The 18,952-nt window shown below is 62.9% G+C and carries 15 protein-coding genes; 2 read left to right on the top strand and 13 right to left on the bottom strand.

The window, feature by feature from the left end; all coding sequences use genetic code 11:
• Positions 1 to 300 precede the first annotated feature (300 nt).
• The 5 genes from AC5ZGW_RS25265 to AC5ZGW_RS25245 all read right to left on the bottom strand — a co-directional run bounded on the left by AC5ZGW_RS25265 (position 301) and on the right by AC5ZGW_RS25245 (position 6,861).
• A complete protein-coding gene (locus AC5ZGW_RS25265; protein WP_130231003.1) occupies positions 301 to 1,170 on the bottom strand; it encodes a class II fructose-bisphosphate aldolase in 870 nt (289 codons plus the stop codon).
• Between the two features lie 262 nt (positions 1,171 to 1,432).
• Entirely contained in the window at positions 1,433 to 2,836 is a 1,404-nt protein-coding gene (locus tag AC5ZGW_RS25260; RefSeq protein WP_130231005.1) for an adenylate/guanylate cyclase domain-containing protein, read from the bottom strand.
• 518 nt (positions 2,837 to 3,354) lie between these two features.
• Positions 3,355 to 4,266 carry a DMT family transporter gene (locus AC5ZGW_RS25255; protein WP_130231007.1) on the bottom strand — a complete coding sequence of 304 codons (912 nt, stop codon included), beginning with the start codon at positions 4,264 to 4,266 and terminating at the stop codon, positions 3,355 to 3,357.
• 254 nt (positions 4,267 to 4,520) lie between these two features.
• Positions 4,521 to 5,579, bottom strand: a complete 1,059-nt coding sequence (locus AC5ZGW_RS25250; protein ID WP_130231009.1) for a phosphotransferase family protein — start codon at positions 5,577 to 5,579, stop codon at positions 4,521 to 4,523.
• 49 nt (positions 5,580 to 5,628) lie between these two features.
• Positions 5,629 to 6,861, bottom strand: a complete 1,233-nt coding sequence (locus tag AC5ZGW_RS25245; RefSeq protein ID WP_130231011.1) for an acyl-CoA dehydrogenase family protein — start codon at positions 6,859 to 6,861, stop codon at positions 5,629 to 5,631.
• Between the two features lie 199 nt (positions 6,862 to 7,060).
• On the opposite strand from AC5ZGW_RS25245, the gene AC5ZGW_RS25240 reads away from it, so the two are divergent.
• Positions 7,061 to 7,732, top strand: a complete 672-nt coding sequence (locus AC5ZGW_RS25240; RefSeq protein WP_130231013.1) for a TetR/AcrR family transcriptional regulator — start codon at positions 7,061 to 7,063, stop codon at positions 7,730 to 7,732.
• A gap of 10 nt (positions 7,733 to 7,742) precedes the next feature.
• Here AC5ZGW_RS25240 and AC5ZGW_RS25235 read toward each other — a convergent pair whose 3' ends face one another.
• The 5 genes from AC5ZGW_RS25235 to AC5ZGW_RS25215 all read right to left on the bottom strand — a co-directional run bounded on the left by AC5ZGW_RS25235 (position 7,743) and on the right by AC5ZGW_RS25215 (position 11,856).
• Positions 7,743 to 8,129, bottom strand: coding sequence for a hypothetical protein (locus AC5ZGW_RS25235; RefSeq protein WP_155255130.1), 387 nt, complete (start codon positions 8,127 to 8,129; stop codon positions 7,743 to 7,745).
• A gap of 239 nt (positions 8,130 to 8,368) precedes the next feature.
• Positions 8,369 to 9,598 (bottom strand): CaiB/BaiF CoA transferase family protein, encoded by a 1,230-nt coding sequence (locus tag AC5ZGW_RS25230; RefSeq protein WP_130225621.1) that lies wholly within the window; start codon positions 9,596 to 9,598, stop codon positions 8,369 to 8,371.
• A gap of 305 nt (positions 9,599 to 9,903) precedes the next feature.
• Positions 9,904 to 10,863 (bottom strand): Bug family tripartite tricarboxylate transporter substrate binding protein, encoded by a 960-nt coding sequence (locus AC5ZGW_RS25225; protein WP_130225622.1) that lies wholly within the window; start codon positions 10,861 to 10,863, stop codon positions 9,904 to 9,906.
• Between the two features lie 38 nt (positions 10,864 to 10,901).
• Positions 10,902 to 11,351, bottom strand: a complete 450-nt coding sequence (locus AC5ZGW_RS25220) for a MaoC family dehydratase (RefSeq protein ID WP_130225623.1) — start codon at positions 11,349 to 11,351, stop codon at positions 10,902 to 10,904.
• 13 nt (positions 11,352 to 11,364) lie between these two features.
• Positions 11,365 to 11,856 (bottom strand): MaoC family dehydratase, encoded by a 492-nt coding sequence (locus AC5ZGW_RS25215; RefSeq protein ID WP_130225624.1) that lies wholly within the window; start codon positions 11,854 to 11,856, stop codon positions 11,365 to 11,367.
• Between the two features lie 105 nt (positions 11,857 to 11,961).
• On the opposite strand from AC5ZGW_RS25215, the gene AC5ZGW_RS25210 reads away from it, so the two are divergent.
• Complete coding sequence (locus tag AC5ZGW_RS25210; RefSeq protein WP_130225625.1) at positions 11,962 to 12,732, top strand: IclR family transcriptional regulator domain-containing protein; 771 nt, start codon at positions 11,962 to 11,964, stop codon at positions 12,730 to 12,732.
• Between the two features lie 54 nt (positions 12,733 to 12,786).
• On the opposite strand, the gene AC5ZGW_RS25205 is transcribed toward AC5ZGW_RS25210, so the two are convergent.
• From AC5ZGW_RS25205 to AC5ZGW_RS25195, 3 genes are all read right to left on the bottom strand, one after another.
• Positions 12,787 to 14,109, bottom strand: coding sequence for a glycosyltransferase (locus tag AC5ZGW_RS25205; protein WP_130225626.1), 1,323 nt, complete (start codon positions 14,107 to 14,109; stop codon positions 12,787 to 12,789).
• 213 nt (positions 14,110 to 14,322) lie between these two features.
• Positions 14,323 to 15,645 carry a glycosyltransferase gene (locus tag AC5ZGW_RS25200; protein WP_130225627.1) on the bottom strand — a complete coding sequence of 441 codons (1,323 nt, stop codon included), beginning with the start codon at positions 15,643 to 15,645 and terminating at the stop codon, positions 14,323 to 14,325.
• 156 nt (positions 15,646 to 15,801) lie between these two features.
• Positions 15,802 to 18,951, bottom strand: a complete 3,150-nt coding sequence (locus AC5ZGW_RS25195) for a multidrug efflux RND transporter permease subunit (protein WP_130225628.1) — start codon at positions 18,949 to 18,951, stop codon at positions 15,802 to 15,804.
• Position 18,952: the final 1 nt, after the last annotated feature.

Below are 18,952 nucleotides of genomic sequence, written 5' to 3'. Positions count from 1 at the left end.
GAGCCGCCCCTCATCCGCCGTGAGACGCGCGGAGTTAAATCACTGATTTGCCCGACGGCGAAAGCGGAATATTTTTCACCCGATGGCTGGACGCCCCAAATCAGCTTGAGATCATTCAACAAATTGGATTCCACGCGCGCCAGATTCCCGGGGTCGCCCCGGATCTCCCTGCACCGACGCGAAGCAAGATCGCGACTTTGATTTGCCCGTCAGGCACTGGGCAAGCGACAAGCACCGATGCCAACGGGAGAACTTGAATGCGTTTCCCGTCCACCGTTCGAGCGGCGCAGCACACGACGGCTACTTATCGCCGTTGAATAGGCTCAAGCGTGAGCGAGCTACGTTTTTCACCGATTCCACCGCGAACGGCAGGATCTTATAAGGGACAACTTCGTGGGGCTGTTGGGCCAGCCCCTCCTCCAAGCCTCGTCTCCAGGCCACCCGCAATTCAGTATTGATGTGGATGATATTGATCCCAGCGGCGATTGCCTTCCGCAAGTCTTCGTCGTCGGTTCCCGATCCGCCATGCAGGGTAAGCGGCACTCGGGCCGCGCTCTTGATCTCGGCGATTCTCTGGATATCCAACCGCTTCCGTGTTTGTCCCTGCACCATGCTCTTTAGCATCCCATGCATGTTGCCCACGGCCGGAGCGAGGATGTCGACCGCTGTAGAGTCGACAAACTGTTTCGCTTCTGCAGGAGAGGTTAAGCCCCTCGACAAGTCGGGAGCTTCTTCATGTATCTCAGAACCGGTTCCAATGTCGCCGATCTCTCCCTCGACAAGGACGTCGGGATTGATTGCTTTGAGAGCTTCGACCGCTTCTTTTGTTTGCCGTACATTCTGCTCGAATGGCAGCGCGGAAAGATCGAAGACGATAGCGTCAAATCCGGCCCTGACCGCTTCGACGGCCTTTGCCAGGGAATGCGTATGATCTGCGTTAAGGAATATTGGGGAGTCGCATTCCTCACGCAACCTCCGCACCAGAGCCGCAATTTCCGAGAGTCCGAAAAACTCCCGCTCGCCCTCGGATACACCGACCACCACCGGGACCTTAAGTTCCTGCCCGGCTGCCGACACCGCCTTCAATAGAACCCAATCGCCGACGTTGAAATGGCCGATCGCGACACCGTCTTTCTGACTCTGCTCCAAAGCATCCCGCAAGCCTTGCATCGAGAGCCTCCTCATAGAAGTTGCTGCGTAGTGCTCTGCACCATACTCGCATAGCTGGGTCTCCTCTTGCCTCTCTCGACGCGAAGTCACGGGCATTTGAATGCAGGGGCGCTCAATCCATTATGGCCGGTTACGAGCTGCTGGGCCGGAAGCAGCCAGCTGTTTTCCGGGCTGAGAGATCATCGATCTCGTGGGATAGCAGTCTGGCTTCATGCGACCGAGGCTCCGCACGCGCCAAGCCTGTTGCGATCACCGCGATCTATCACTCCTCCGCGCGTGCCTGCGTCCAGACCGCGATCGGCTGCTCGAGCCCGCGGATGGTCTGCGGGACCTGGGCCATCAGTGGACGAAACACCGCTTCTGCACTGTCGAGTTCGATCCTGGCCTGCCTGACGAGATCGTCGCTCGCTACCAGCGCGCAGCCGAGCGCGCGGGTCAAGGCTTCGAGCCGGCTGGCGGCGTTCACGGTCGAACCGATGACCGCGAATTCGAGACAAGTCACTCCGATGTCGCCGAGCACGACCGGCCCATAATGCAGGCCAAAGCTGACGCGGATCGGAATCTCGCCGGCCGTTTTGCGCTGGTTGTTCCATCGATCCGCTGCCGCCATCATCGCCTGCGCGCAGCGTAGCGCGTTAATGGCGTCAGCCTTTCCGACAAACGGCGTGCCGAAGGTCGCCATCAGCCCGTCGCCGAGATATTTGTCCAGCGTGCCGCTGTGACGGAAAACCTCCTGCTCCATCAGTGCGTGGAATTCGCGCAAGGTGCGCACGACCTCGTCCGGCATGCGCGCGTCGGCAAAGGCCGTGAAGCCGACGATGTCGACGAACAGCACCGCGACGTTTTGCGTGCGCACCTGCTTCAGTGGCTCGTCATGCCCTGACAATTCCTCGACTACGTTCGGCGAGAAGTAGCGCGCGAGATTGCCGCGTTCGCGCTCCACCGCGGCATGCCGGATCAGGAGATCATTGCTGCGGCGCACCGCCACGGCGAGCGTCACCGCGACGATCATGAACACGACGATCTCCTGGATGCGCTCGCCGAACACGATCGAGTTGGGCGAGATCAGTTGAAACAGCCTGTGATCGCCGCCGATCGCCGCGGCGATGCGGGCGGTCAGCGCGGGATCGCGATCAGGCTGCCACCACACCCAGGCAATGCCGATGATCCAGAGGGCGGAGGTCCATGTTCCGACCGCGATGACCGTTCGCCAGGAATAGGCCAGCGTCGCGCCCGATAGAATCACGAAAAAATAGATGAAGTTGCCGAAATGGAGTTGCATCGCCGCTGGCCAGTGCCCGGAGCCGAAGGGATTCGGCCCCACGATGACGAACGTCAGCAGCGCGAGGTCGCAGAACAGCAGCGCAAGCTCCGGCCTCGACACGCCGACCCGCCCAACCCTGACCTGAGCCCAGCCGATCAGCGCGAACAGGCCCAGCAGCGCCACATAATATAGCTGCTCCCATGCCGGGTTGATAATCGGCAACAGGCAGGCGATTACGGCGAGCGCGACATAGCGCGCCCGCACCGCGAGCCGCAGGCCCTCCCGCTTAGCCGCCGCGAGCGCGGCCTGCGCAAACTGAACGGTGTCAGTTTCGGTGTCGCGCCGACTGCGCGCACGGAGCAACGCGGCGGGCAAGTCGAGGCGCTCGACAAGCGTGGTCACGGGCGGTCTCCTTCGAGCGGGCGGCTGCAGCACAATTACGGACGCAATCAACCATCAGTCTAGTGATACATAAGTTTCAGGTCATCAGCTAAGGCTGAAGGCCGACTCGCGAGGATGGATATCCGCAATATGCTCGGTAGCCGTATCAACCAGGCATCGCGGGAGGTGCGTTCCGGGTCAGCACGCGACCTCGATGAGAGACGCGCGGAGTTAGGTCACTGATTTGCCCGACCGCGACAGCGGAATGTTTTTTGCGCGAGAGCTGGACATGTTTCTGCTGATTTGCCCGTCCCGTTGATTTGTCACACCCAAAGCAACCACAACATCATTGCGAGCGCAGCGAAGCAATCCATAGCGCACCAAGTGGAGGCATGGATTGCTTCGCTGCGCTCGCAATGACGGGGCTGTTATTCCGGGGCATCGCGAAGCGATGAGCCCGGAATCCATCGAGCCGCGGGTGCGGGTGGAGAAATGGATTCCGGGTTCGCGCTTCGCGCGCCCCGGAATGACGGCGGTTGTCACAGCCCATCCGGCGGCGGGCCGGATGCGCCTGCGGCCACCGGGCGTTTGCGCTTGTGCTCGCGGTAGAAGGCGTAGAGGCCGGACAGCACGATGATCGATGCGCCCGCGATCATCATGGCGTCGGGCACATCGCCGAAGATGAGATAGCCGAGCAGCATGGCCCATAGCAGCGCGAGATAGCGGAACGGCGCCACGGCGGAGATATCGCCGGTGCGCAGCGCCACGATGACGCACTGGTAGCCGATCAGGACAAGGACCGCAGCCATCGCCAGGAGGCCGAGCGCACCGGCGGATGGCGGGGTCCAACCGCCAAGCGGGACGAGGATGACGGCGCCGGTTGCGGTCACCGTGACTGTTGTCAGCAGCGTGACGAACAGCGATGGAATCTGCGCCGGTATCTGCCTGGTCGCGAGATCGCGCAGCGCGCAGAAGACCACCGAGATCAAGGCGAGCAGCGCGAACTGGTTGAAGCCCTCGGCGCCTGGCCGAACGATGATGAGAACGCCGACAAAGCCGGCGATGATCGCAAGCCAGCGCCGCCAGCCGACGGGCTCGCCGAATGCCAGCGCGGCGCCGAGCGTGACGAGCAGCGGCAGCGCCTGGAGGATCGCGGAGATATTCGCGAGCGGCAAATGCGAGAGGGCCGCAAGGTACGAGACCGTTCCGCCGACTTCGCCTGTTACCCGCAGCGCGACCGGCCCTACCAGGAGCGTCCGAAGCGACCGCATCGCGCCCTGATGGAATGCCAGCGCCGCGATCAGCGCAATAGCAACGATGCCCCGCACCAGCATCACCTGGCCGAAGTTCATCTCCGCTGACACGACCTTGGTGATCGCATCGTTGATCGTGAAGCCCGCCGTGGCCACCGCCATGAACAGGCTTCCGCGGACGTTGGGGGAAAGCGCCAAGGGAAAATGCCGAGTTGGCTAGAAGTGATGAAATTCGATCGGTACCGTGTCGAAGGTCCCTCACCTCTCCCCAGCGGGGAGAGGTCGAATTGCGCAGCAATTCGGGTGAGGGGATCTCGCTCTATCGAGGGACTGTAACCCCTCACCCGGCGCTGCGCGGCGACCTCTCCCTATGGGAGAGGTGAAAGCAGAGTTACCGCTCGCCTCTATTCAACGTGGCGTGGTCCGAAGCGATCGCACCACACTATCTTCTCTTACGTCGCGCCCGCCTTTTGCGCGTATTCCCAGGATGCCTTGGACAGCGGCACCGTGCGCTTGGCGGACTCGATCGCCTTCGCGTTCGCGGCGGTGCCGTCGCGGATGCGGCCGGCGATACCCTGCGTGATGCCCGCGAGGCGGAACAGGTTGTAGGCGAAGTACCAGTTGAGATCAGGCACCGCCATGTTGGTGACGTTGCAATAGATCTGCGCGGCCTCTTCCATGCTCGGAATGTTCAGCGCCTTGAGATCGGCGTCAGCAAGCCCCGACATGGTCCATTGCATCAACAGATAAGTGAAGTCGGCCATGGGATCGCCGAGCGTCGACAATTCCCAATCGAGCACCGCCAAGACGCGCGGCTCGGTCGGATGGAAGATCATGTTGTCGAGGCGGTAATCGCCGTGAACGATCGAGACCCGTTCCTGCTGCGGCACCGTCTTCGGCAGCCACTCGGCCACCTTCTCGAATTCTTCGATGTGCTGCGTCTCGGACGCGCGGTACTGCTTGGTCCAGCGATCGATCTGGCGCGCGAAATAATTGCCGGGCTTGCCGAAATCGCCAAGCCCGATCGCTTCGGGATTGAAGACGTGGAGTTTCGCCAGCGTCTCGATCTTGCTGGTGAAGATATTGCGCCGATCCTCCGGCTGCTGGCTCGGCAATGTCGGATCCCAGAACACCCGGCCCTCTTCAAAGGACATGATGTAGAAGGTGGCGCCGATCACGGAATCGTCGGTGCAGAGCGCGTAGGCCTTGGCGACCGGAAAGCCCTGCTTGCCGAGCGCGGCGATCACGCGGAACTCGCGATCGACCGCGTGCGCGGACGGCAACAATTTACCGAACGGCTTGCGCCGCATCACGTAAGCGCGACCGGGCGTCTCGAGCTTGTAGGTCGGATTGGACTGACCACCCTTGAATTGCAGGACTTTCAGCGGTCCCTGAAAGCCGTCGATATGCTCCTGCATCCAGCGGGCAAGGCTTGCCTCGTCGATGCGATGCCGTTCCTCGACTTCCCGGGTCCCGGAAAATTCTTCGTCCTTCCTGACGCCGTCCGCCACGATGACGCTCCCTCACTCTTTTTGGGGAGCGCCATCTGGGCGTTCCCGGTCAGTGTGTAGTGTTTGCATACTTCCGAAGTTCAAGTCTGGCAATGGCGCGGTTATGCACCTCGTCCGGACCGTCGGCCAGCCGCAGCGTGCGAATGCCGGCATAATCCTTCGCCAGCCCTGCATCGTCGGACACGCCGCCGCCGCCATAGGCCTGGATCGCCTCGTCGATGATCTTCAGCGCCATGTTCGGCGCCGCAACCTTGATCATGGCGATCTCGAGCTGAGCGGTCTTGTTGCCGACCTTGTCCATCATGTCGGCGGCCTTGAGGCACAAGAGGCGCGTCATCTCGATATTGGTGCGGGCCTCGCCGATGCGCTGCTCCCACACCGAGTGCTCGATGATCTTCTTGCCGAAGGCGGTGCGCGACATCAGCCGCTTCACCATCTTCTCCAGCGCCTCCTCGGCCTTGCCGATGGTGCGCATGCAGTGATGGATACGGCCGGGGCCGAGGCGGCCCTGCGCGATCTCGAAGCCGCGGCCTTCGCCGAGCAAGAGGTTCGACGCCGGCACGCGCACGTTTTCGAGCAGCACCTGGGCGTGGCCGTGCGGCGCGTCGTCGAAGCCGAACACCGGCAGCATCTTCTCGACCTTGATGCCGGGGGTGTCGAGCGGCACCAGGATCTGCGACTGCTGCTGATGCCGGGCCGCCGAAGGATCGGTCTTGCCCATCAGGATCGCGATCTTGCAGCGGGGATCGCCGACGCCCGACGACCACCATTTGCGGCCGTTGATCACATAGTGATCGCCGTCGCGCTCGATGCGGGTCTCGATGTTGGTGGCATCGGACGAAGCCACCGCGGGCTCCGTCATCAGGAAGGCGGAGCGGATCTCGCCGTCGAGCAGCGGCCGCAGCCACTGCCGCTTCTGCTCCTTGGTGCCATAGCGGAACAGCACTTCCGTGTTGCCGGTATCGGGCGCCGAGCAGTTGAAGACTTCGGACGCCCAGGTGATGTGGCCCATCTCTTCGGAGAGCAGCGCGTATTCGAGATTGGTCAATCCCGCGCCGTGAAATTCGTCGTCATCATGCGAGGACGGCGGCAGGAACATGTTCCAGAGACCCTCGGCCTTGGCCTTCTTCTTCAGCTCCTCGAGGATCGGGATCACCTTCCAGCGCGGCCCCTCCTCGTCCTGCTTCCTGTAGATCGGCACCGCCGGGCGAACATGCGTGGTCATGAACGACTGCACGCGGTTCAGCCATTCCCTCTGCTTGTCCGACATCGTGAAATCCATGGGACGCTCCTCGTTTCCTAGACTTTGGCCCGCACTGTCTTCCCGCCGCCCGCGCGCCGCAAGGCCCGACCGCGGATGACAACGACTGTGGCGTGCCAGAACGCCATCGCGCATATCAGCGGATTGACATTTTCCAGCCTTCAAACGATAGTTTCATACAAATGTTTGAAATGCAACTCCCTCGACGGGGGTGATCCAAATGGCCAGCGACCAGACCCGTACCGCCATCCTCGCCGCCGCCGAGCGGCTCTATGCCGACCGCGGCTTCGGCGACGTCACGCTGCGCGACATTGTCGCGGAGGCGAACGTCAACCTCGCCGCGGTGAACTATCACTTCGGCTCTAAGGATGAATTGATCGCGGAACTGTTCGTCACCCGCAGCATCCAGCTCAACCGCGAACGGCTCAGGCTGTTGCAGGCTGCCGAGGAAGCAGGCGATGGGCGCGCCTCGATCGACGCGATACTGCGCGCCCTCGTCGGCCCGACCTTGCGCGGCTGTCTGGGCCCGGAGAACCAGCGCTCGACCGCAGCACGTTTCATGATACGGGTCTCGATCGAGTCAGTGCCGCCGATCCGCCGCATCCGGAACCGCGAGATCGATCATTTGCGCAAGTTCATTGCGGCGATGCGGCAGTCGCTCCCCGGACACAGCGATGTCGAACTCTATTGGGGCCTGCACTTCGCGCTCGCCATGGCGCAGCAGACCGTGCGCGACAGCGAGCGGCTGACGAAGCTGTCGGAAGGCAAATGCGACGTCGACGATGTCGAAGGGATCATCGAGCGCGTCGTCTCGGTCGCAGCGATGGCGCTGACGACGGGTGATGCCGCGAGCAAGGCGCCGGCGCGCATGCTCGCACGCGACGCGCGCTAGCTGCTATCAGCTAGTTCAACACAGAGGCAGTCTCAGACGCGATCGGACCCGTGCCACTGGCCTGGGCCATGCCGTACGCTGCAAACGCAACCGCGGCGTTGGCCTGGATCATCACCAGATCCGGTTTCTTGTTGCCCATGAACGTGATCCGGAAATGGTAGAACGGAATCTGCTGCGCTCCGACCGTTTGATAGGCCAGCACGGCCTGAACGTCGGCGACGTTATTCCCTGCGTAGTTGGCCGCCAAAATCGAAAACCGGCAGGTGCCGTCGGGATTGTTGGTGGGACAAGTATAGTGCCAGTTATAAACCGCAGATCCTGGCGGAAACGATTGCGCAATGGCTGGACTTGCAAGAAGCGCCGCAAGTAAAGGTAAAGCGGAGCGAGCGAGCTGCATCGGTCATTCTCCCCTCACAATTACAGATACAAAGGCGGCTAATTAGATACCCTTCGACGAAATCTGTCTTTCAATTTCGCGGCACAATATGACGTTTGCCTAGGCCAGCAACGGGCGCGCACCGCTCCCAGCGGCCGTAGCCCGGGTGGAGCGAAGCGTAACCCGGGGAAAGCCTGCGCGATGCCCGACAGATCCCAGGTTGCGCTTCGCTCCAGCCGGGCTACGCTCTGCCGTAACGCCTAAACGATCCCCTTCGCCTTCAAGCCCTCGATCCTGGCTTCGTCATAGCCGAGCTTGCCCGACAGCACTTCCTTGGTGTTCGCGCCGAGCAGCGGCGGTGCGCGGTAGTCCTTGATCGGCGTGCCTGAGAACGTCAGCGCGTTGCGGATCAGCGACAGCGAATGCTCGAAGGGATGGTCAACCTTGACCTCCATGCCGCGCGAGCGGACATGCTCGTCGGCAAACATCTGCGCGAAATCGTTGACGGGGCCGGACGGCACGCCGGCCTTCTCCAGCTGTTCCAACCAGTAGGCGACCGGCTTCTTGAGGAACAGGCCCGCGAAGATCGCCATGATCTCTTTGCCGTGCACGACGCGGTTGTTGTTCTTGATAAAGCGCGGGTCCTTGGCGAGCTCGGGCTCGCCGAGCACGGCGCAGGTGCGCTCGAATTGCGCGTCGTTGCCGACCACCAGCATCAGTTCACCGTCGGTGCAACGGAACACGCCGGCCGGCATGCCGCCATTGCCCCAGGTGCCGCGGCGCGGCGGCGTCTTGCCGTTGACGAGATAGATCTGCGCGTAGTGCGAGAGCGAGGCGATCACGGTGTCGAACAGGCAGACGTCGACATGCTGCCCCTCCCCGCCCCTGGCATCACGATGGTAGAGCGCGGACAGGATTCCGATCGAAGTGTTCATGCCGGTCATGTAGTCGACGATGGAGGGGCCGACTTTCATGGGGCCGGCGCCGGGCTCGCCATCCATATGGCCGGTGACGCTCATCAGCCCGCCCATCGCCTGGAAGATCGCGTCATAGCCGGCGCGCGGCGCATAGGGGCCGGTCTGGCCGAAGCCGGTCACCGAGCAATAGATGATGCGCGGGTTGATCTTCTTGATCGATTCGTAATCGAGCCCGTAGCGCTTGAGATCGCCGACCTTGTAGTTCTCCATCATCACGTCGACGCCTTTGGCGAGCTCACGGATGATCTCCTGCCCTTCCGGTCTGGCGATATTGACCGTGACCGACTTCTTGTTGCGGTTGGCGCAGAGATAGAACGAGTTGTTGTTGTTCTCCTTGCCATCGGGGTCCTCCAGATAAGGGGGACCGAAGGCACGCGCGTCGTCGCCGGTGCCGGGACGCTCGATCTTGATCACCTCGGCGCCGAGATCGCCCAGCATCTGCGCCGACAAGGGACCCGCGAGCACACGCGTCAGGTCGAGAATCTTGATGCCCGAGAGTGGCAGAGCCGACATGAAAACTTCCTCCGCAGAAACTTATGCTCTTGTGGCGCGGGAACAGAGGTCCGGCCGCGCTGTCGAACAGCGGATACACTATTTTCCAACGGCGAGTACTGCGCTCTCGGCATGAAGCTATCCGCCTATCTTTAGGCGACCAGCGCGATCCGCGTCCCGTGATAAATTTTTCGTGTATTTTCAATAGCTTGAAAGCAGAGGACGCGTGCGGCGGGATCGGCTGACACAAGGCCGGGAGGCCGGTGCAGGCCTTGACGTGCGAGCAGGGTCGCGGCGGACGTGGCACGGTCTCGCCGCGGGTTTGACTATTCCGGCTGCAGATTGGCGGCCGCAACCACGCGACCCCATTTCGTGATTTCGGCATCAACGAATTTTGCGAATTCGCTGCCGAACAGTTTGCCCGGCTCGACGCCCTGGCTTGCGAACTTCTCCTTGATGGCGGGATCGGCAAGCACATCCCGGATCACGGTCACCAGCCTGTAGACGGCGGATTCGCCCGCTTGCGGCATGTAGAGGCCGAACCAGGCCGTGGCCTCGAAACCCTTCAGGCCTGCTTCATCGAGCGTCGGCACGTCCGGCAGCGTCGCCGCGCGCTCCCGGCCCGTCACCGCGAGCACGCGCAGCGTTCCGGCCGCAGCTCCAGGGATCACCGTCGGCAACGTGTCGAACATGATCGGCACATGGCCGCCGATCAGATCGTTCATCGCGGGGGCCGCTCCTTTGTAGGGAACGTGCACGATATCGACGCCCGCCATCTGCTTGAACAATTCGCCCGAGAGGTGATTGGCGCCGCCTACGCCGGAGGAAGCAAATGACAGCTTGCCCGGCTGCGCCTTCGCCATCGCGATCAATTCGCCGACGTTTTTGGCCGCGAAATCCCGACCGACCACCAATGCATTTGGCGCGGTCGCGATGACGGCGACGGTCGAGAATGCGGTGCGGGTATCGTAAGGCAAACTCTTCCGCAGGCTCGGGTTGATGACGTGATGTGTCGCGGTGAGCAAAAGCACGCTGCCGTCGGGCGGCGCCGCCGCGACCGACTGCGAGCCGATCACGCCCGATGCCCCGGCGCGGTTATCGACGACCACGGTGATGCCGTGCCTGATCTCGAGCGATTGCGCCACATAGCGCGCGAGAATGTCGGTCGTCCCTCCCGCCGGGAACGGCACGACGATCTTGATCGACCTTGGCAGATCCTGCGCCGATGCCATCGGCGCAGGGCCAAGGAAAAGCAGTGAGCAAGCGATCGCGACCAGCCTTCTCATCGTCCTATCCTCGCGCGCATTCGCGCAAGCCGCCGGCATCAGGCTGCCGCGGTTGCGACCGGAAACTCCACCATGGCTTCGCCGATGGCGACCTGCTCGCCATTCTGGTTCTTCACCATGACATCGATGAGTACCCAGCGGGATTTGGTCGTGACCTGTTTGGATTTGATGACGCCGGTGGGCTGGATCGTATCGCCGGGCCGCACCGGCTTGAGCCAGCGGGTCTCGAGGCGACGATGAATAGCGCTCGGCGGCGTTGCCCAATCGGTCAGCATGCGCGTGAGCAGGCCGAAATTGTTCATGCCATGCATGATGATGCCGCCGAAATTGGTCTTGCCGAAATTGCCCTTCATATATTCGTCGTCGAGGTGCAGCGGATTGTAATCGAGCGAGCCGTCGCAGAATAACCGGATCGACTCCCGCGACACCGCGAACCTCGGACCCTCGATGCCGTCGCCGGCCTTGAGCTGATCGAAACTGACTGTCATCGCTTGCCGCTCCTCACATCGGACGAATGGTCTGACCGCGACCCGAACAGATCACGTCGCCATGCTGATTGAAGAAGACGTTGTCGTGCACGACGAACAGCCGCTCGCGCCGGATGAACTTGTCGAGCGCGCGCGCCTGCAACGTGATGGTGTCACCCGGCCGTGCCGGAATGTTGTAGCTCCATGACTGCCCGGCATTCACGGTGCCCGGGCTTCGCATCCAGTCGTCGGTGGGCGTGCAGGCGAACATCAAGAGGATGTGGATCGAAGGCGGTGCGACCAGGCCGCCGTAAGGGCCGGCCTTCGCCGCGGCCTCGTCGAGATAGAGCGGATTGGTCTCGCCGACGGCCTTGCAGAACAGAGCGATCGCCTCCTGTGTCAGCTTGTACGGCAAGGTCTTGCGCGGCTCGCCGGGCACGATCTCGTCCCAGACCTTTCGCGATGTCGCGTCCTTCCAGAAATCGGTCTCGAAGTCTGCGCTTTGCGAGCTTGAGGCTTGCGCCATCCGCTCCACTCCCCTAATTGTTCGCCTGGCGAACTGTTCGTTCGTTATACGAACCACCACTAAACCACCCGGCCGGACCTGGCAAGGGCCAACCACGCATGCGCCATGAGCAAGGACAGTGATGAATTCGTGCGCTCGATCGCGCGCGGCTTTTCGATCGTCGAAGCGCTCGGAAAACCTCCGGGCCGCCACACGCTCGCCGAAGCCGCGCAGATCGCCGACCTCAGCCGTGCGACCGCGCGGCGGATCCTGGCGACGCTCGTCACGTTGAACTACTGCGCCTCCGACGGCCGCTATTTCTCGCTCAAGCCGCGGGCATTGGGATTAGGCCTGTCGTATCTCAACGCGCTGCCCTATTGGGGCTACGCCCAGCGCGCGCTGGAGGATCTGCGCAACGAGATCGGCGAATCCTGCGCGCTGGCGGTGCTCGACGAACGCGAGATCGTCTATGCGCTGCGGCTGCCTGCGCGGCGGATTCTGTCCACCAATCTCGGCATCGGCAGTCGCCTGCCCGCGCATCTCGTCTCGCTCGGCCGGGTGCTGCTCGCAGCGCTTCCACCGGAGAAACGCGCCGCCTATCTTGCGAGCGGCGACTTCAAGCCGGTGACACCGCGCACGGAGACCGATCCGCAGCGGATCGGCGCGATCCTCGGCCGCGTCGAGAAAGAAGGCTACGCCTGGGTCGATGGCGAACTTGACCCGGCCATCTGCGGCATCGCGGTGCCGCTCCGCGACCAGATCGGCGCAGTCGTCGCCGCCATCAGTATCAACATGATCTCGGGCACGATGAGCGAGGCCGCCGCCAAGAAGAAATACCTGATCCCGCTGAAGAAGACCGCGCAGGACATTCGCAGCCAGATGGTTTCCGCGCGATAGCGAGGGATCAACGATCGGCGCTGATCCCTCGCGGCGATATCCACGGATGCGAAGTTAGGCCGCTGCGGCGTTGCGGCGCGCGGGCGCTTTTTTCCCCGTCGCCGCTTCGTTGATGATGCGAACGATCAGCGCTCGCGTATCCCGCTTGGCGAACTCATCGGCCAACGACGCGGCCCGCATGCGGTAGCCTGGCTTTTCGAGCACGGTCCGAACCGCCTCGCGCAGAACCCGCGGATCCGGCTGATTGGTCGCCAGGTTGATGCCGACGCCGGACCACGCGACGCGCGCGTTCACATCGGCCTTGTCTTCGGTCAGCCCGGCGCTGACGATCGGAATTCCATAGCTCATGGCCTGATTGACGCTGCCGTAGCCGCCATTGGTGACGAACACATCCGCCTTGCGCAGGATCCACTCGAACGGCAGGTAGCTGGCGACGCGGGCATTGGACGGAATCGGGCCGGGAATCGTATCGACCGGACGACCGCCGGTGGTCGCCACCACCAGCAGATCCGGCTCGTTCGCAAGGGCCTGGAGGGTCGGCGCGACGAGAAGACCGAAATTGTGATTTGCGACCGTCCCCTGCGTGACCAGCACCACCTTACGCGAGCCATCGAGGTCGGCGGCCCACGGCGGCACCGGCGCCTGGTTCGGGATGATCGGAGGCGTACCCACGAAATGAACCGTGGGCGGGAGCTTGCGCGGGAACTCGAAGCTCGGCACCGACAATTGCAGATAGGCATCGGCGAGCGCGACAACGGATTCGAACATCGGCATGGACAGCGGCCCCACGCCAAACTTCGCCAATACACCGTTCAGGCGCTCCGCCACGGGCTCGTTGACGATCCCGTCGAATTCCTGCGCGATGACGGCATACTTGTCGCGGTCAGCCTGGGTGGCAGCGGGCGGCAGCCCAAGAAACAGTGGCGCGCCATCATCGCGGGTCCAGTGCAGGATCGAAGTCCCGCAGAGAACGACGGGAGGCCGGTTTGCCCGCTGACCGAGCAGCATCGGAAGCACGCCGAAGATCATGTCATCGCCCACGACGACGTCGGGCCGGACGTCGCGCAACGCGAGCTGCAATCCGGCATGTTGCGCCGGTATGGCGTCCACGAACAGCCGTTCCATGGCGATGCGAAGCCATTGCGGTCCCGGCGCGATAGTCTTGAGCTCGGGAACGACCTCATCCATCACGCGCAGATCGAAGTCGGCACCGGCGGGAAGCGCCCGGAAGCCGGCACCGATGGCCTCTACCCGCGGCCGCAGCACGCTGCCGGTCAGGAATGTAACCTCGTGTTGCTCGTCGATGAGGCCGCGGGCGACTGCAAGCAGCGGATTGAGATGGCCGGTTGCAGGCGTCGAAGCGATGAGAACTTTCATTGTGATCCTCCAGCATGAACATCGGCGCGGAAGACCATCTCGCCTTGAGAAGGCCCGGCCGGCTCAAGGAGGACTCTGGCGAAGCATCGCTACGCTTCGACTTCGAACGGCGAGAGAATGGTTACGGCTGAAATAGGATTGAGTCAGCGGAGGGCAACTCACGTCACATTCGCGAGCACCCCCCGAGCGATATCGAACGGATGCGGCGCGAAGTTACGCAGCCGCGGCCTTGCGACGCGCGGGCGCTTTCCTTCCGGTCGCCGCTTCGTTGATGATGCGGACGATCAGCGATCGCGTATCGCGCTTGTCGAACTCAGCGGCCATCGACGCGGCCCGCGTGCGGTAGCCCGGCTGTTCGAGCACGGCCCGGACCGCCTCGCGCAGGGCCTTCGGATCCGGCTGATTGGTCGCCAGATTGATACCGACGCCGGACCACGCGATGCGTGCGTTCACATCGGCCTTGTCCTCGGTCAGCCCGGCGCCCACGATCGGGATTCCATAGCTCATGGCCTGATTGACGCTGCCATAGCCGCCATTGGTGACGAACACATCCGCCTTGCGCAGGATCCACTCGAACGGCAGGTAGCTGGCCACGCGGGCGTTGGAGGGAATCGCACCGGGGATCGTGTCGACGGGACGACCGCCGGTGGTCACCACCACGAGCAGATCCGGCTCGTCCGCAAGGGCTTTGAGCGTCGGTGCGACGAGAAGCCCGAAATCGAAATTGGCGAACGTTCCCTGCGTGACCAGCACCACCTTGCGCGAGCGGTCGAGTTCACCGGCCCATGACGGCACCGGCGCCTGATTCGGAATGATCGGAGGCGTACCGACGAAATGGACCGTGGGTGGCAGCTTTCGCGGAAACTCGAAGCTCGGCACCGACAGTTGCAGATAGGCATCGGCCAGCACGACGACGGACTCGAAGAGAGGCACGGACAACAACCCGACGCCCAGTCCGGCCAAGAGCTCATTTATGCGGCGCGTCGCGGGCTCGTTGACCACGCTGTCATACTCCTTGGCGATGACGGCATAGCTGTCACGATCGGCCTGTGTGGCTGCAGGTGGCAGTCCAAGGAAGAGAGGCGCACCGTCCTCACGAGTGGCGTGCAGGATCGAGGTTCCGCATAGCACCACGGGAGGACGGCTTGCCCGCGGACCGAGCAGCATCGGAAGCACACCAAAGAACATGTCGTCGGCCACGACGACATCGGCCTGGATTTCGTGCACCAGCTGCCGCAAACCGGCAAGTTGCGCTGGCATGGTGTCGACAAAAAAGCGCTGAAGGGCGATGCTCAACCATTGCAGCCCCGGCTCGACATTCTTGAGCTCCGGCACGGCCGCATCCATGTCCCGGAGATCGAGGTCAGCGTCGGCGGGAAGCGCCCGGAATTTCGCACCGATTGCCTCTACCCGCGGCCGCAGCGCGCTGCCGGTCAGGAATGTAACATCGTGTCGTTCGTCGATAAGGCCATGGGCCACCGCCAGCAGCGGATTGAGATGGCCGGTTGCGGGCGTGCAGGCGATGAGAACTTTCATGTGATCCTCCAGCGTGAACGATCGGCGCGGTGGGACCTTCTCGCCTCGAGAAGGCCCGGCCGACTCACGGAGGACTTTGGCGAAGCGTCGCTACGCTTCGGCTTCGAACGGCGACCGAATGGTTACGGCTGAAATGAAGTTGCACCGCGCTGACCGCTACGCTTCGGAAGGCTTCGCAAGCGGAGCTTCGGCTACCGCGTCGTCGTTCGCGGCCGGCCTTCTGGTCCGCAGCAGCCGCAGAACGAACACGAAGAAGGCCGGGACGAAGAAGATCGCGAGAACCGTCGCGGAGATCATGCCGCCGAGAACGCCGGTGCCGATGGCGTTCTGGCTGGCCGCGCTGGCGCCTGATGCGATGGCGAGCGGCACCACGCCGAGCGTGAAGGCGAGCGACGTCATGATGATCGGCCGGAACCGGACACGAGCGGCGTCGACCGCGGCATCAGCCAGCGATCTGCCTTCCGCGTAGTAGTCCTTGGCGAACTCCACGATCAGGATGGCGTTCTTTGCCGACAGGCCGATGATCGCGATCAGTCCGACCTTGAAGTAGAGGTCGTTTGGCATTCCCCGGAGCATCACGGCCAGGACGCAGCCGATCACGCCGAGCGGCACGACGAGCATGACCGAGAGCGGGATCGACCAACTTTCATAGAGGCCGGCGAGCAGCAGGAAGACGAAGAGGATGCTGAGGCCGAACAGGATCGGCGCCTGCGATCCCGATTTGATCTCTTCCAGCGACTGACCGGTCCATTCGGAGCCGATACCGTTCGGCAGCTCCGAAGCGAGGCGCTCCATCTCGGCGATCGCCGCGCCCGACGAATTGCCTGGAGCCGGCTCGCCCGCGATGCGCACCGTGGGGTAGCCGTTGTAGCCAACGATCTGCGGCGATCCCTTCTGCCACTGGGCCATGGCAAACGAGGACAAAGGCACCATGCCGCCGCCCGCATTGCGGACGTTGAGCTTCAAGAGATCCTCCACCCGCAGGCGGCCGTGATCCCGCGCCTGGATGATGACCCGCTGCATACGGCCGGCGTTCGGAAAGTCGTTGATGTAGGACGATCCGAGGTTAGCCGTGATCGTGTTGTTGATGTCGGCGAAGGTCACGCCGAAGGTGTTGGCCTTCTCGCGATCAATAACAAGAAGAACCTGCGCCGCATCCGACAACCCTTCAATGCGAAGGCCCGCGAGCACCGGGCTCTTGCCGGCCTTCTCCATCAGCTCGGCCGCCGCGTCCGTGAGCGCCGCCTGACCGAGGCCATTGCGATCCTGAAGACGGAAGACGAAGCCGCCTGTCGTGCCGAAGCCGTCGATCGGGGGCGGCGAAAGCGCGAAGCTGGTGGCGTCCTTCAACGCAAACAATTGCCCGTTGGCGCGATCGGCGATCGCCTGGGCGGATTGGCCCGCGCCGCGCTCGCTCCAGTCCTTGAGGGTGACGAACATCAAGGCGGCGTTGGCGCCGTTGCCCGAGAAGCTGAAGCCCTGAATGGCCACGATATCGCGCACGGCAGGCTCCGTCTTGAAAATCTCCTCGATCTGCTTGATCGACGCCAGTGTCCGGTTGGCGCTGGCTTCGGGCGGGCCCTGGATATCAACGACCAGAAAGCCCTGATCCTCGTTCGGGAGGAAGGCGGTGGGGAGGCTGACGAAGAAGTAACCGAGGCCAATGACCAAAGCGAGATAGATCACCATCATGCGCCCGGCCCGCCGCACGATGCCGCCGGCAGCGTCGGTGTAGCGATCGGTCAATGCTTCGAATTTGCGATTGAACCAGCCACCAATCCCCTTCTTCTCATGATGACCAGGCTTGATCGGTTTGAGGAACGTCGCGCAAAGCGCCGGGGTCAGCGACAGCGCCAGAAATGCCGAGAACAGGATCGAAACCACCATGGTCAGGCTGAACTGGCGATAGATGATGCCTGTCGAACCAGGGAAGAACGCCATCGGGATGAAGACGGAAGACAGAACGAGCGTGATCCCGAGGATGGCGCCCGTGATCTGTTTCATGGCCTTCGTGGTGGCGTCCTTCGGTGAAAGCCCCTCCTCCGCCATGACGCGCTCGACGTTCTCGACGACGACGATGGCGTCATCGACGAGGATGCCGATCGCCAGCACCATCGCGAACATGGTCAGGACGTTGATCGAAAAGCCCGCCGCCAGCATGACCGCGCCGGTGCCGAGCAATGCGATCGGCACCACCAGCGTCGGGATCAGCGTGTAGCGGAAGTTCTGCAGGAAGACGAACATCACCACGAAGACGAGCACGACCGCTTCGAGCAGCGTCTCCAGGACCTTCTTGATCGAGGCAGACACGAAGGGACTGGTGTCGTACGGCACCGAATATTTCACGCCCTGCGGGAAGAACCGCGACAATTCCTCCATCTTCGCCTGGACCGCACGCGACGTCGCGACTGCGTTGCCGGTTGCGGAAAGCTGGATGCCCACAGCGGCGCTCGGCTGACCGTTCAGGCGGCTGGAGAAGTTGTAGTTCTCCGCGCCGAGCTCGAGGCGGGCAACATCCTTGAGCCGAACCGTACTGCCATCAGGGTTTGCCCGCAGCACGATGTTGCCGAATTCTTTGGTATTGACGAGCTGTCCCTTGACGAGAACGGTCGCCGTCAGGTCGGTGGTGACCGGATTGGGCGATGCGCCGATCTGCCCGGCCGCGACCTGCGCGTTCTGCGCCATGATTGCGCCGTTGATGTCGGCGGCGGTCAGCCCGAGGCCGACCATCTTGTCCGGATCGATCCAGACGCGCATCGCGCGCTGAGCGGCAAACAACTGCGCGCGCCCCACTCCGCCAAGACGGCGCAGTTCGCCAAGCACGTTGCGACTGAAGTAGTCGCCGAGCGCGACTTCATCGAGCTTGCCATCGGTGGACGTGAGCGACACGATCATGAGGAAGCCGGCCGAAGCCTCTTCCACGGTCACGCCCTGCGCGGCCACCGCCGCCGGCAGTCGCGATTGAATTCGCCGCAGCCTGTTCTGCACGTCGACCGACGCCTGCTCGATGCTGGTGCCGGCCTCGAAAGATACGTTGATGCTGATCGAGCCAGACGTGTCCGACGTCGATTCGAAATACATCAATCTGGCGGCGCCATTCAGTTCCTCCTCGATCAGGCGCGTGACGCCCTGATAGATTTCCTGCGGCGAGGCCCCTGGATACGACGTCGAAATCGTCAGTTGCGGCGGCGCGACCTTGGGGTACTGCGCGACCGGCAGCAGCGGAATCGCGATGACACCGGCAATGCAGATGAACAGGGCGAAGACCCAGGCAAGGACCGGCCGCCTGATGAAAAACTGAGCCATC

This window comes from Bradyrhizobium sp. Crot121 (genome assembly GCF_059512385.1).
This window is presented reverse-complemented; position numbering and strand designations above follow the sequence as displayed.

Excerpts from the sequence above, each read along its gene's own strand:
- AC5ZGW_RS25230 (WP_130225621.1), bottom strand. The coding sequence starts at position 9,598 with ATGTCGGCTCTGCCACTCTCGGGCATCAAGATTCTCGACCTGACGCGT.
- AC5ZGW_RS25215 (WP_130225624.1), bottom strand. The coding sequence starts at position 11,856 with ATGGCGCAAGCCTCAAGCTCGCAAAGCGCAGACTTCGAGACCGATTTC.
- AC5ZGW_RS25205 (WP_130225626.1), bottom strand. The coding sequence starts at position 14,109 with ATGAAAGTTCTCATCGCTTCGACGCCTGCAACCGGCCATCTCAATCCG.
- AC5ZGW_RS25235 (WP_155255130.1), bottom strand. The coding sequence starts at position 8,129 with ATGCAGCTCGCTCGCTCCGCTTTACCTTTACTTGCGGCGCTTCTTGCA.
- AC5ZGW_RS25265 (WP_130231003.1), bottom strand. The coding sequence starts at position 1,170 with ATGCAAGGCTTGCGGGATGCTTTGGAGCAGAGTCAGAAAGACGGTGTC.
- AC5ZGW_RS25210 (WP_130225625.1), top strand. The coding sequence starts at position 11,962 with ATGAGCAAGGACAGTGATGAATTCGTGCGCTCGATCGCGCGCGGCTTT.
- AC5ZGW_RS25245 (WP_130231011.1), bottom strand. The coding sequence starts at position 6,861 with ATGGATTTCACGATGTCGGACAAGCAGAGGGAATGGCTGAACCGCGTG.
- AC5ZGW_RS25195 (WP_130225628.1), bottom strand. The coding sequence starts at position 18,951 with ATGGCTCAGTTTTTCATCAGGCGGCCGGTCCTTGCCTGGGTCTTCGCC.
- AC5ZGW_RS25240 (WP_130231013.1), top strand. The coding sequence starts at position 7,061 with ATGGCCAGCGACCAGACCCGTACCGCCATCCTCGCCGCCGCCGAGCGG.
- AC5ZGW_RS25225 (WP_130225622.1), bottom strand. The coding sequence starts at position 10,863 with ATGAGAAGGCTGGTCGCGATCGCTTGCTCACTGCTTTTCCTTGGCCCT.
- AC5ZGW_RS25220 (WP_130225623.1), bottom strand. The coding sequence starts at position 11,351 with ATGACAGTCAGTTTCGATCAGCTCAAGGCCGGCGACGGCATCGAGGGT.
- AC5ZGW_RS25200 (WP_130225627.1), bottom strand. The coding sequence starts at position 15,645 with ATGAAAGTTCTCATCGCCTGCACGCCCGCAACCGGCCATCTCAATCCG.